Raw genomic sequence first — 12,854 nt, 5'->3', positions numbered from 1 at the left:
GGAGACGCGCGATGCGTTTGAACCAACCGCTGGCAGCATCGCTGCTGCTGGCCGTGCTGGGGTTTGCCGCCGCCCGCATGCCCGTACTGGCGGCCGACCAGGCAGCCAATCAGGCTGCCGCCGTCGCCGGCTCTGTCACGACGGCGCCGCAGGCGGCCTTCGACCTCGAACGCGACGTCAACCGCGTGCTGAAGACCTTCGACGTGCCCGGCATCGCCATCGCCATCGTCAAGGACGGCAAGGTCGTCGCCACGCAGGGCTTCGGCGTGCGCAGGCTGGGCGACCCGGCACCCGTGACCGGCAAGACGCTGTTCGAAGTGGCGTCCAATTCGAAGGCCTTCACGGCGGCCGCACTGGCGCAACTGGTCGACCAGGGCAAGTTGAACTGGGACGATCCCGTCACGATGCACCTGCCGGAATTCAGGATGTACGATGCCTACGTCACGCAGGAGATGACGGTGCGCGATCTGCTGACGCACCGCAGCGGCCTGGGGCTGGGCGCCGGCGACCTGCTGTGGTGGCCCACCACCAGTTTCAGCACGGATGAAATCATCCACCGCCTGCGCTACGTGAAGCCGGCCACCAGCTTCCGCGCCGGCTACGCCTACGACAACCTGCTGTACATCGTGGCGGGCCGCATCATCGCCCAGCAGACCGGCAAGAGCTGGGGCGACGCCATCCGCGCCCGGATCCTGGCGCCATTGGGCATGCACGGCACCACCACCAGCGTGGCCGCGATGCTGCAGGCACCGGACTTCGCCGCGCCCCACAGCAAGATCGGCGGGAAGGTCGCCGTCGTCAAACCCATGCCGGTCGATAATGCTGTGGGTGCCGTCGGCATCAATACCAGCGCCGAGGACATCGCCAAGTGGATGAATGCGCTGCTGGCCGGTGGCGAGTACGACGGCACCGAAGGCAAGGCGCGCCTGTACAGCGCGGCCCAGGGCCGGGAAATGTGGACGTCGCAAACGCCCGTCAAGATCACCGACCCCAAGCCGGCGCTGGCCGCCACCCGCGCCAACTTCAATTCGTATGGCCTGGGCTTCTATGTGCGCGACTACCGTGGCCGCAAGCTGGTGATGCACGGCGGCGCGCTGCAGGGCTTCTATTCGCGCATCGTCATGCTGCCCGACGAAAAGCTGGGCGTGGCCATCTTCACCAATGCGGAAAACAGCGGCTCGATGGCGGCGCTGCAGTGGCGCATCCTCGATCACTACCTGGGTGTGGCGCCGACCGACTGGGTCGGCATCATCGCCGCCCAGGAGCAGCAGAATCACCGCGACGAACTGGCGCGCCAGGGCAAGGCGACGGCGGCGCGGGCGGCCTCGAAGCCGTCGCTGCCGCGCACCGGCTACGACGGCCAGTACAGCGACCCCTGGTACGGCAAGGTGGAGATCCGCCACGAAGGCAGGAAGCAGGTGATGGCGTTTACCCGCACGCCGGACCTGACGGGCGAGCTGGAACACTTCCAGCACGACACCTTCATCGTGCGCTGGAAGGAACGCAACTTCAACGCCGATGCCTATGTGACGTTCTCGCTGAACCCGGACGGCTCGATCGAGCGCATGAAAATGCAGGCGGTCTCCGCCGAAACGGACTTCAGCTACGACTTCCACGACCTGGCGTTCACGCCCGTGAAGTAAGTTCAGACATTTTGCGGAACCCCAGCCACCAAAACCTGTCAAAAATGCCAGGACAGGCCATATTTACCTGACAATATTTGCAAATACAGGTGTAACAGTGGGTTTCAGTGAGTATCATTCATGTGCAAATGCAGCATAATCACGGGTCTTGTCAAAATATGAAAGTTGTAACCGCATGAACGAGCTGTTAGTGTCGATTATTGTTGTAAGTGGCTCGATGGTCGCCGGCTTCGTGATTTTCTGTGGTTTCATGAGCCGTATCCAACGCCGCTGATCGCAACACCCCAATGCAAGGAGCCGCCGGAACGCCAGTTCCCGCGGCTCTTTTCTATTGCACCATACGTGCTGCTTACTGCTTGACGAACTTCAGGGTCATGCGGTCGCTCTCGCCGATGGCGGCGTATTTGGCGCGGTCTTCGTCCTTGTTGGCGTAGGTTGGGGGCAGGGCCCATACACCGTTCTTGTGGTCGGCCGTGTCCTTCGGATTGGCGTTCACCTCCGATTTCGCCGCCAGCTTGAAGCCCGCGCTTTCCACCAGCTTGATGACATAGGCTTCGTGCATATAGCCCGACGATGCCGTCGCATCCTGCGGTTTCGACGCCGGCAGGCGGTGTTCCACGACGCCGAACACGCCGCCCGGTTTCAGGGCCGTGTGCACGCTGGCCAGCAGGGCCTTCAGCTTCTCGTCGCCGCCGGCGGCCCAGTTGTGCAGGTTGCGGAAGGTGAGCACCATGTCGGCGCTGCCCTTGGCCGCGTAATTGAACACGCCATTGCCAGGCTCGAAGGCGCCCAGCTGCACCTTGCCGTACACGGCGGGATTGGCATCGAGGCGGGCCTTGAAGCGCTCGCCCGATTTCGCCACGTTCGGCGTCTTCGATTCCGGCGTGGCGCCGGCGGCGATCAGCTTGCCGTTGTCGCGCAGGTAGGGCGCCAGGATCTCCGTATACCAGCCGCCGCCCGGAGAAAGCTCCACCACCGTCATGGTCGGCTTGATGCCGAAGAAGGTCAGCGTCTCGTACGGGTGGCGGTGGACGTCGCGCTTGACGTTGTCCGGCGTGCGGGCCGGGTTGGCGATGGCCGCCTTCAGTGCACTGTCGGGTGCTGCGGCCGTTTCCGCGGCCAGGGCCGGGGCACTGCTGGCCGCGGCCAGCAAGGCGACGGCGAGGAATCGTTTCATGCAGGTCTCCTGTGTGGTGCGCAGCCATGCGTGGCCGCGCTCACTTGATGATCAGTCAAGACGGCGCCAGGGTCAAGTGTCCGCACCGGACGACCGCGGACAGTCGTGGACAGGGTCGTGGACAGCGGCGTGGACAGTGCGCGGACCGTGCCGGCCCGGCAATGCATGGTGCGGACACAACACTTTCAAAATGGCATGGAAATTGCGTCTACGCCACCTTGGTTTGCTGGTAAGGTTGCCGGTCGATCATGCGGTCTGTCTCACTCACCTGGAGATTTTATGGAACGACGTGCATTTCTCAATATCGGCGGTGCCGCCCTCGGCACGATGCTGCTGCCGCCCTTCGGCCGGGCCATCGCGGCCGACGAGCTGCTGCGGCCGGTGGAAACCAAGTTCAAGAAGATGCTGGCCGATACCGCGCTGACGGCGGCCACGCAGGCTGGCGCCAGCTACTGCGACGTGCGGGTGGGCCGCTACCTGAACCAGTTCATCACGACGCGCGACCTGAATATCGAGAATGTCACGAACACGGAATCGGCCGGTGTCGGCGTGCGCGTCATCGCCGGCGGCGCCTACGGCTTTGCCGCCACCAACGACATGTCGCCGGACGGCGTCGCCGGCGCCGCGCGCCAGGCCGTGGCGATTGCCCGCGCCAACGCCAGGCTGCAGACCGAACCGGTGCAGCTCGCACCAACGCCGGGCGTGGGCGAAGTGGCCTGGGCCACGCCGTTCAAGAAGGACTGGCGCCTCGTTCCCATCAAGGAAAAGGCCGAGCTGCTCATCGCCGGCAACAAGGCCGGCATGGACGCGGGTGCGTCGTTCATGCAATCGCTGCTGTTCCAGGTGAACCAGCAAAAGTACTTCGCCTCTACCGACGGTTCGTACATCGACCAGGACCTGCACCGCCTATGGGTGCCGTTCTTCGCCACCGCGGTGGACAAGGCCAGCGGCAAGTTCCGCTCCCGTTCCGGCCTGTCCACGCCCGTCGGCATGGGCTACGAATACCTGGACGGCCGCAAGGACGACAAGTTCCTGGCCGCCGGCGGCGTCACGACCTTGTACCGCAATTCGTATGACCTGGTGGAAGACGCACGCGCGGCCGGCAAGCAGGCCAGGCAGAAGCTGACGGCCAAGTCGGTCCAGCCGGGCAAATACGACCTGGTGCTGTCGCCCGAACACCTGTGGCTGACGATCCACGAATCCGTCGGCCACCCGACCGAACTGGACCGCGTGCTGGGCTACGAGGCCAACTTCGCCGGCACCAGCTTCGCCACGCTCGACAAATGGCAGACGAAAAAATTCAAGTACGGCGCCGACATCGTCAATATCGTGGCCGACAAGACCACGCCCGGTTCGCTGGGCGCGGTCGGCTACGACGACGAAGGCGTCAAGTGCAAGCGCTGGGACATCATCAAGGACGGCGTGCTGGTGAACTACCAGGCCACGCGCGACCAGGCCCACATCATCGGCGAGAAGGAATCGCACGGCTGCTCGTATGCGGACAGCTGGAGCAGCGTGCAGTTCCAGCGCATGCCGAACGTGTCGCTGGCGGCGGGCAAGAAGCGCCTGACGCCGGACGAGATGGTCAAGGACGTCAAGAAGGGCATCTATATTGTCGGCGACGGTTCATTCTCGATCGACCAGCAGCGCTACAACTTCCAGTTCGGCGGCCAGCTGTACTACGAAATCAAGGATGGCAAGATCGGCCAGCCGCTGGAGGACGTGGCCTACCAGGCCAATACCCAGGAATTCTGGAACGCCTGCAGCGCGCTGTGCGATGAACGCGACTGGCGCATGGGCGGCTCCTTCTTCGACGGCAAGGGCCAGCCGAGCCAGTCGAGCATCGTCTCGCACGGCGCCCCGACGACCCGCTTCAACGGCATCAACGTGATCAATACCGCCCGCAAGATCGGCTGAAAGAGGACACCAGAATGAAGAAGTTGAACCAGGAAGATACCAAGCGCCTCGCCGACAAAGTGCTGTCCCTGTCCAAGGCCGACGAATGCACCGTCACCATCGCCGGCAGCCGCACCGGCAATATCCGCTACGCCCGCAATGCCGTCTCCACGGCCGGGCTGGTCGAGGACACGCAGCTGGCCGTCTCGGTCGCCTTCGGCAAGAAGCAGGGCACGGCCACCGTCAACGAATTCGACGACAAGTCGCTCGAACGGGCCGTGCGCCGCGCCGAGGACCTGGCCCGCCTGGCGCCGGAAAATCCGGAATTCATGCCCACGCCGTCGGGCGCCCAGTTCAAGTCCTCGCCCACCTTCAGTGCCAAGACGGACGCCATCGATCCCGAGTTCCGCGCCCAGGTGGCCGCCTACAGCATCGAGGCCTGCCGCAAGAACAAGCTGGTGGCCGCCGGCTTCTTCTCGGACGAAAGCGCGTTCCAGACCATCGCCAATTCGCGCGGCGTGTTCGGTCACCAGCAGCGCACCAAGGTCGACTTCACCTGCACCGTGCGCACGGAAGACGGCCGCGGTTCGGGCTGGGTGCGCCGCGATGCCAGCGACGTTTCCCGATTCGACGCCCGCGCCGCTGCCGATATCGCCATCGAAAAAGCCCTGCGTTCGGTCGAGGCCAAGGCGCTGGAGCCGGGCCGCTACACCGTCATCCTGGAGCCGGCCGCCACGTCCGACCTGCTGGCCTATATGTTCAACAGCTTCGACGCGCGCAGCGCCGACGAGGGCCGCAGCTTCCTGGCCAAGAAGGGCGGCGCCAACCGCCTGGGCGACAAGCTGTTCGACGAGCGGGTGAACGTCTCGGCCGACCCATGGAACCCGGACGTGCCGGTGCTGCCGTGGGATGCCGAGACCATGCTGCCGCGCGAGAAGATGGACCTGATCAGGAACGGCAAGATCGCCGCGCTGAACTACTCGCCGTTCTGGGCCAAGAAGCAGGGCGCGCGCGCCATCGGCGCGCCGGGTAATATCATCATGGCCGGCGGCGGCAAGTCCACCGAAGAGCTGATCGCCAGCACCAAGAAAGGCGTGCTCGTCACGCGCACCTGGTATATCCGCATGGTCGATCCGCAAACCGTGCTGCTGACCGGGCTCACGCGCGACGGCACGTTCTATATCGAGAACGGCAAGATCAAGCACCCCATCAAGAATTTCCGCTTCAACGAAAGCCCCGTCACGATGCTGAACAATATCGACGAACTGGGCCGCCCGGAAATCCTGGCCGGCGACGAGAGCGACTTCCAGCTCCTGATTCCGGCCATGCGGGTGCGCGACTTCAACTTCACGTCGCTGTCGGACGCGGTCTAACCGGCGGCATTAGAGTATCGGGGCCTGTCCCTGCGGCACTGACCCCGGTTTTCATCGCTAAACTCAACTGTCGCGGACCAAAACCGGGGATCGTCCCCATGCAGTCCCCAAGGAGCAGAAGTGGAACGACGTACTTTTCTAAAGGTCAGCGCGGCCGCCGGCGGCACCATGCTGGTGCCGGTCTTCGGCCATGCCATCGCGGCCGAGGAGCTGATGAATCCCATGGCCGTGGCGTTCAAGAAGTCGCTGGCCGACGCGGCAATGAACGCCGCCACCAAGGCCGGTGCCTCGTACTGCGATGTACGCATCGGCCGTTACCTGAACCAGTTCATCACGACGCGCGACACCAATGTCGAGAACATCGTCAACACGGAATCGTCGGGCGTGGGCGTACGCGTCATCGCCGGCGGCGCGTATGGCTTTGTCGCCACGAACGTGATGACGCCGGACTCGGTGGCCGACGCGGCGCGCCAGGCCGTGGCGATCGCCCGCGCCAATGCGCGGCTACAGAACGAACCGGTGCAGCTGGCACCCGTCAAGGGCGTGGGCGAAGTGGCGTGGGCCACGCCGTTCACGAAGGACTGGCGCACCGTGCCCGTCAAGGACAAGGCCGAGATGCTGATCGCGGCGAACAAGGCCGGCATGGCTGCTGGCGCCACGTTCATGACGTCGATGCTGTTCCAGGTGAACCAGCAGAAGTATTTCGCCTCCACCGACGGCTCATATATCGACCAGGACATCCACCGCCTGTGGTCGCCCTTCACCGCCACCGCCGTCGACAAGGCCAGCGGCAAGTTCCGCACGCGCGACGGCCTGTCCTCGCCGGCCGGCATGGGCTACGAATTCTTCGACGCCGGGCCGCAGCACAAGGTCCGCGCGGCCGGTGGCGTCACAACCCTGTACCGGGGCGCCTACGACATCGTCGAGGATGCCCGCGCGGCGGGGCGCCAGGCACGCGAGAAGCTGACGGCGAAAAGCGTCGAGCCGGGCAAGTACGACCTGGTGCTGTCGCCCGAACACCTGTTCCTGACCATCCATGAATCGGTCGGCCACGCCACCGAACTGGATCGGGTGCTGGGCTATGAAGCCAACTACGCCGGCACCAGCTTCGCCACGCTCGACAAATGGCAGACGAAGAAATTCAAGTACGGCGCCGACATCGTCAACTTCGTTGCCGACCGCACCACGCCTGGCTCGCTGGGCGCCGTCGGCTACGACGACGAAGGCGTGGCCGGCAAGCGCTGGGACATCATCAGGAACGGCGTGCTGGTGAACTACCAGGCCACGCGCGACCAGGCCCACATCATCGGCGAGAAGGCATCGCACGGCTGCTCGTTCGCGGACAGCTGGAGCAGCGTGCAGTTCCAGCGCATGCCGAACGTGTCGCTCGCCGCCGGCACCAGGCCGCTGACACCGGACGAACTGGTCAAGGACGTCAAGAAGGGCATCTACATCCTGGGCCGTGGCTCGTATTCGATCGACCAGCAGCGCTACAACTTCCAGTTCGGCGGCCAGCTGTACTACGAAATCAAGGACGGCAAGATCACCCAGCCGCTGGGCGACGTGGCCTACCAGGCCAATACCCAGGAATTCTGGAACGCCTGCAGCGCCATGTGCGATGAGCGGGACTGGCGCATGGGCGGCTCGTTCTTCGACGGCAAGGGCCAGCCCAGCCAGATCAGCGCCGTGTCGCACGGGTCCAGCACCACGCGCTTCAACGGTATCAACGTCATCAACACGGCGCGCAAGATCGCCTGACCGGACAAGGAATTCGCATGAAATTACTGGACAAGGATGGGGCCCAGCGCATCGCGGCCAAGGTGATGGCGCTGACGAAGGCGGACGAGTGCCGCGTGTCGATCTCCGGTTCGCGCAAGGGCAATGTGCGCTATGCCCGCAACAGCGTGTCGACGGCCGGGCTGGTGGAGGACACCCAGTTGTCCGTGTCGGTCGCCTTCGGCAAGCGCCAGGGCACGGCGCAGATCAACGAGTTCGATGACAAGTCGCTGGAAAAGGCCGTGCGCCGCGCCGAGGAAGTGGCGCGCCTGGCGCCGGAAAATCCGGAATTCATGCCGGCCATCGGCAAGCAGGACTTCAAGCCCAGCGGCACCTTCAACGCCAACGCCAATGCCTTCACGCCCGAGTACCGCGCCGAGGTGGCATTCCAGAGCATCGACGCGGCCCGCAAGAAGGGCCTGGTGGCGGCCGGCTTTTTCTCCGACAGCACAGGGTTCGAATGCATCGCCAATTCCAACGGCGTGTTCGGCTACCAGGAGCTGGCCAGCCTCAATTTCACCGTGACGACGCGCACCGAGGACGGCCGCGGCTCCGGCTGGGTCAACCGCGCCGCCTACGATCCGAACGGATTCGACGCCCGCGCCGCCTCCGACATCGCCATCGAGAAGGCCCTGCGCTCGGTCGAGGCCAAGGCACTGGAGCCGGGCCGCTACACGGTGGTGCTGGAGCCTTCCGCCTCGTCCGATATGCTCAACTTCATGTTCGGCGCCTTCGACGCGCGCCAGGCCGACGAAGGCCGCAGCTTCCTGTCGAAGAAGGGCGGCGGCAACCGCCTGGGCGACCGGCTGTTCGACGAAAAGGTCAATGTGTGGGCTGACCCGTGGGACGCCGGCGCCCCCGTGCTGCCGTGGGATGCGCAGTCGATGATGGCGCGCCGGCGCACGGATTTGATCAAGAATGGCCAGGTCGCCTCGCTCGACTATGACCGCTACTGGGCACAGAAGACCGGCAAGCCGGCCAGCGCGGACCATGGCAACATCATCATGGGCGGCGGCAGCAAGTCGACCGAGCAGCTGGTGGCGGAAACGAAGAAGGGCATCCTCGTCACGCGCACCTGGTATATCCGCATGGTCGATCCGCAGTCGCTGCTGCTGACCGGGCTGACGCGCGACGGCACCTTCTATATCGAGAACGGCAAGATCAAGCACCCGATCAAGAACTTCCGCTTCAACGAGAGCCCCGTCGTCATGCTGAACAATATCGACGAGCTGGGCAAGCCGATGCTGATCGGCGACGCCAGCTCGCGTTTCCGCATGATGATTCCGGCCATGCGCGTGCGCGACTTCAACTTCACGTCGCTGTCGGACGCCGTCTGAGACGGGAAGCAGCACCGTGCCGGCCTACGATTTCTACTTCACGCGCCTGACCTACGAGTCGGGCGACTGGGATGTCGACATCCGCATGCCGAGCAATGTGCTGAACTCCCTGGTCGAGTACACCACCTTGAAGGTGGATACGGTCGAGCGCATCGTCGCGCTGTCGGACCCGAAGATGCTGGAAGCGCCGTTCTGCTACCTGGCCGGCCACAAGCTGGTGCAGTTCACGGACGCGGAGCGCCGCAACTTCGAGCGCTACGTGAAGGGCGGCGGCTTCGTCTTCGTGGACGACTGCAACCACGATATCGACGGCCTGTTCGCCAAGTCCTTCGAGGCCGAGATGGCGCGCATCTTCGGCGCCAGGGCGCTGCACCGGATACCCAACAGCCACCGCCTGTATTCCTGCTTCTTCCGCTTCGACGGGCCGCCGAACACGGGCATGGAGCTGAACGGCTGGGGCGACGACCTGGTGCACGAGTACCTGCAGGCGATCGACGTCAAGGGACGCATCGGCGTCCTGTACAGCAACAAGGACTACGGTTGCGAGTGGGATTACGACTTCCGCAACAAGCGCTGGCTGGCCGTCGACAACACGCGTTTCGCGGTCAATATCATTCAATACGCATTGGGGGCCTGAAGGCATGGCGGAAAGCGGCATGAACAATCAATGGAACGAGGCCGATATCGCGGCGCTGGGCGAGAAGGTGCAGGCGCTGCGCGCCAGCATGGGCAGCGTCATCGTCGGCCAGCAGAACGTCATCGACTCGCTGATCATCAGCCTGCTGGCGGGCGGGCACGCGCTGGTCGAAGGCGTGCCGGGTCTGGGCAAGACCTTGCTGGTCAAGTCGCTGGCCCAGGCCACGGACATGCAGTTCCGCCGCGTGCAGTTCACGCCGGACCTGATGCCTTCCGATATTGTCGGCACGGAGATCCTGGAAGAAGACGCGGCCACGCGTCGCCGCGAGTTCCGCTTCCAGCAGGGCCCCGTGTTCACCCAGGTGCTGCTGGCCGACGAGATCAACCGCGCGCCGCCGAAGACGCAGTCGGCGCTGCTCGAAGCGATGCAGGAGCGCGCCGTGACGTTCGCCGGCCACACGCACCCGCTGCCCCGGCCCTTCTTCGTGCTGGCCACGCAGAACCCCATCGAGCAGGCCGGCACGTATCCGCTGCCGGAAGCGCAGCTGGACCGCTTCCTGCTGCGCATCGACGTCGGCTACCCCAGCGAGGATGAAGAAATGGCGATGGTGTCGAACACCACCCACGGCGGCCTGAAAGATGCGCCGGCGGCGATGGACGTGGCGACCCTGCTGCGCCTGCAGGCGCTGGTACGCGATATCGAGATCGGCGAGCACCTGCTGCGTCACGCGACGCGGCTGGTGCGCGCCACCCGCCCGGCCGACAGCCATGTGGAAGCGGTGAAAAAACACGTGGGCTGGGGCGCCGGTCCCCGCGCCGGCCAGGCCCTGGTGCTGGCCTCGAAGGCCCGCGCGCTGATGCATGGGCGCCTGGCCGTCACGCGCGAGGACATCTCGGCCATGCTGCTGCCCGTGCTGGCGCACCGCGTGCTGCGCAACTTCGAGGCCGAAGCCGACGGCATCGCCATGGCCGACATCCTGGCGCAGCTGCTGGACCAGGTGCGCCCCGCATAAATCCCGATGTTGCAGACGTCCACCCTGGTGGCCCACGCCGCCAATCTCGACCTGGTGATCCGCCACGTGCTGGCGGGGCTGGGCCACGGCATCCACGCGGGCCGCGAGCGGGGCGCCGGCGTCGAGTTCTCCGAATACCGGGCCTACGCGCCCGGCGACGAGTGGCGCCGCGTCGACTGGAAGCTGCTGGCGCGCGCCGACCGGTATTACGTCCGCGAGGCGGAACGTGACAGCCACGTGGCCGTCTGGCTGTGGCTGGACGCCAGCGCGTCGATGGGCGAACCCAGTTACGCCGTGCAGGACCTGGACAAGCTGTGGTTCGCCCGCACGGCGCTGGCCTGCGTGGCGGCCATCGCCCAGCGCCAGGGTGACGCCTTCGGCCTGGTCGTGTGCAGCGGCGGCAAGGTCGACGTCACGCCGCCTTCGCGTGGGCCGCGCCAGTTGCAGCGCGTGTTCGCTGCGCTGGCGCGCACGTCCGCGACGGGCGCCTTGCCCGATGCGGCCGGCTTGCGACCGGCCATGCAGCTGATGCAGGTGGCACCCACCGCCATGTTCGCAGCCAGCGACTGCCTGGACTGGCCGTCGCCGCTGGCCGAAGCCTTGCAGCGGCTGCGCGCGCAGCGCCATGACGTGCGCCTGCTGGCCCTTCGCACGCAGGCGGAAGTGGACGGCAGTTTTCCATCCGGCGTGGCCTACCGCGACCGCGAGAGCGGGCAGGGCCTGCACCGGCTGCTGGCGACGGACCGGGAAGCCTACCGGGCGAACATCGCCGGCCACTATGCCGGCGTCGCCGCCCATTGCCGCCGCCACGATATCGCACTGGCCCAGGCCATCATCGAGCAGCCGCTGGAAGCGACCTTGCGTCACTGGCTGCGCGTGCCGGGAGGGCGCGGATGACGAGCCTGCAACCGTGGTGGTGGGCGGCCCTGCCGCTGCTGTTGCTGCCCCTGTGGTGGCACCGGCAGAAGCGCCAGCGCACCGCGTCCGAACTGCTGGCGACGGCGCGCTTCCTGCCGTCGACGGTGCCGCAGCAGCGCCGCATCTGGCGCTGGACCGATATTTTCCTGCTGCTGGTGCGCCTGGCGCTCCTGCTGGCGCTGATCGCGTGGCTGGCCGTGACGGTGCTGCCGTGGCGTGGCGACACGGTGCTGGCCGACCCGGCGCTGGAACCGGCCTGGGTCGCCCGCGAAGTCCAGGTGGCGCGCATGCAGGACGCCGCGCGCATGCCGCTGCCCGCCGGCGTGCTGGACTGGCTGCGCCGCCACGAACACGAATGGCGCGACGGCACCCGCATCCTCGTGCTGGCCCGCGCCGGCGACGTGCCGATGCCGGCCCATCCACCGCGCCTGGCCCATGCCGTGACGCTGCGGCTGGCGCCATCCGTGCCGGCCGCTGCCCAGCGCCACCACGTCGTCGTCGCCTCGACTCCTGAACGGTTGCCGCGCTGGCAAGCCCTGTTTGCCGCCTTCGGAACCGTGACCGGACCGTACACGGTGGCGGCCGTGCCCACTTCGCAAACGGGACTGATCGTGTGGGACCGCCCAGAATCGCCACCGGCCGCCTGGTGCGCGCCGCACTGGTGGCGCGCCGACGGCAAGGGCGACCGGCACGTGACGGCGGCCGGCATCGCCTTGACTTACACCGACACGCCGCAAGGCCGCGTCTGGCGCGGCATGCCGTGGCCGCCCGCCAGCGCGACCGAAGCAGCGGCCTTGCAGCAGGCCTGGCAGGCCGTCGCCGCAGCGCCGGCACCGTATGCCTTGCCGGCGCAGGCGCTGGCGCCAGCGCGGCCGCTGTCGCTGCCGGCCCGGGACGGCGAACCGGCGCCGTGGTGGGGCTGGCTGCTGCTGGCCCTGTTCATGCTGGAACGATTGCTTGCCCATGCACGCCGAAGCTGACGTACGCGCCGCCATTGCGCGTCCCATCTGGCTGGCCGTGCTGCGCCGGCGCGCGCCGTGGTGGCTTGCCGCGACAGCGCCCGCCCTGGCCGCGCTGCCAGCGCA

At 66.2% G+C, this 12,854-nt stretch carries 10 protein-coding genes; 9 read left to right on the top strand and 1 reads right to left on the bottom strand.

Annotation, left to right across the window (positions count from 1 at the left end; translation table 11 throughout):
• The first annotated feature begins 11 nt into the window (after positions 1 to 11).
• Positions 12 to 1,643, top strand: a complete 1,632-nt coding sequence (locus tag GM672_RS11770) for a serine hydrolase (protein ID WP_170300030.1) — start codon at positions 12 to 14, stop codon at positions 1,641 to 1,643.
• Between the two features lie 349 nt (positions 1,644 to 1,992).
• Here the strand turns inward: GM672_RS11770 and GM672_RS11765 are convergent, their stop codons facing one another.
• Positions 1,993 to 2,820, bottom strand: coding sequence for a class I SAM-dependent methyltransferase (locus GM672_RS11765; RefSeq protein ID WP_155470719.1), 828 nt, complete (start codon positions 2,818 to 2,820; stop codon positions 1,993 to 1,995).
• Positions 2,821 to 3,099: 279 nt separating this feature from the next.
• Between GM672_RS11765 and GM672_RS11760 the strand changes: the two genes are divergently transcribed.
• The 8 genes from GM672_RS11760 (at position 3,100) to GM672_RS11725 (ending at position 12,749) form a co-directional block, all read left to right on the top strand.
• Positions 3,100 to 4,737, top strand: a complete 1,638-nt coding sequence (locus tag GM672_RS11760) for a TldD/PmbA family protein (RefSeq protein ID WP_155470718.1) — start codon at positions 3,100 to 3,102, stop codon at positions 4,735 to 4,737.
• A gap of 14 nt (positions 4,738 to 4,751) precedes the next feature.
• A complete protein-coding gene (locus tag GM672_RS11755; RefSeq protein ID WP_155470717.1) occupies positions 4,752 to 6,089 on the top strand; it encodes a TldD/PmbA family protein in 1,338 nt (445 codons plus the stop codon).
• Positions 6,090 to 6,209: 120 nt separating this feature from the next.
• Complete coding sequence (locus GM672_RS11750; RefSeq protein WP_170300029.1) at positions 6,210 to 7,847, top strand: TldD/PmbA family protein; 1,638 nt, start codon at positions 6,210 to 6,212, stop codon at positions 7,845 to 7,847.
• Between the two features lie 17 nt (positions 7,848 to 7,864).
• Complete coding sequence (locus GM672_RS11745; protein ID WP_155470716.1) at positions 7,865 to 9,202, top strand: TldD/PmbA family protein; 1,338 nt, start codon at positions 7,865 to 7,867, stop codon at positions 9,200 to 9,202.
• A 16-nt stretch (positions 9,203 to 9,218) separates the two neighbouring features.
• Entirely contained in the window at positions 9,219 to 9,839 is a 621-nt protein-coding gene (locus GM672_RS11740) for a DUF4159 domain-containing protein (RefSeq protein WP_170300028.1), read from the top strand.
• 19 nt (positions 9,840 to 9,858) lie between these two features.
• The gene (locus tag GM672_RS11735; RefSeq protein WP_155470715.1) at positions 9,859 to 10,851 is read left to right on the top strand and encodes an AAA family ATPase; all 993 of its coding nucleotides are present in this window, start codon (positions 9,859 to 9,861) and stop codon (positions 10,849 to 10,851) included.
• 6 nt (positions 10,852 to 10,857) lie between these two features.
• Positions 10,858 to 11,748, top strand: coding sequence for a DUF58 domain-containing protein (locus GM672_RS11730; protein WP_155470714.1), 891 nt, complete (start codon positions 10,858 to 10,860; stop codon positions 11,746 to 11,748).
• Complete coding sequence (locus GM672_RS11725) at positions 11,745 to 12,749, top strand: hypothetical protein (protein ID WP_155470713.1); 1,005 nt, start codon at positions 11,745 to 11,747, stop codon at positions 12,747 to 12,749. The genes GM672_RS11730 and GM672_RS11725 overlap by 4 nt, the downstream gene beginning before the upstream one ends.
• Positions 12,750 to 12,854 lie beyond the last annotated feature (105 nt).

Origin of the sequence: Pseudoduganella buxea (genome assembly GCF_009720835.1) — a bacterium.
Lineage (GTDB): Bacteria > Pseudomonadota > Gammaproteobacteria > Burkholderiales > Burkholderiaceae_D > Rugamonas > Rugamonas buxea.
Note: the sequence above shows the minus strand (reverse complement) of the source record. Positions and strands in the feature narration are given on the sequence as shown.

What these genes read in the sequence shown, in the direction of transcription:
- GM672_RS11770 (WP_170300030.1), top strand. Translation starts at nt 12, where the DNA reads ATGCGTTTGAACCAACCGCTGGCAGCATCGCTGCTGCTGGCCGTGCTG.
- GM672_RS11765 (WP_155470719.1), bottom strand. Translation starts at nt 2,820, where the DNA reads ATGAAACGATTCCTCGCCGTCGCCTTGCTGGCCGCGGCCAGCAGTGCC.
- GM672_RS11760 (WP_155470718.1), top strand. Translation starts at nt 3,100, where the DNA reads ATGGAACGACGTGCATTTCTCAATATCGGCGGTGCCGCCCTCGGCACG.
- GM672_RS11755 (WP_155470717.1), top strand. Translation starts at nt 4,752, where the DNA reads ATGAAGAAGTTGAACCAGGAAGATACCAAGCGCCTCGCCGACAAAGTG.
- GM672_RS11745 (WP_155470716.1), top strand. Translation starts at nt 7,865, where the DNA reads ATGAAATTACTGGACAAGGATGGGGCCCAGCGCATCGCGGCCAAGGTG.
- GM672_RS11735 (WP_155470715.1), top strand. Translation starts at nt 9,859, where the DNA reads ATGAACAATCAATGGAACGAGGCCGATATCGCGGCGCTGGGCGAGAAG.
- GM672_RS11730 (WP_155470714.1), top strand. Translation starts at nt 10,858, where the DNA reads ATGTTGCAGACGTCCACCCTGGTGGCCCACGCCGCCAATCTCGACCTG.
- GM672_RS11725 (WP_155470713.1), top strand. Translation starts at nt 11,745, where the DNA reads ATGACGAGCCTGCAACCGTGGTGGTGGGCGGCCCTGCCGCTGCTGTTG.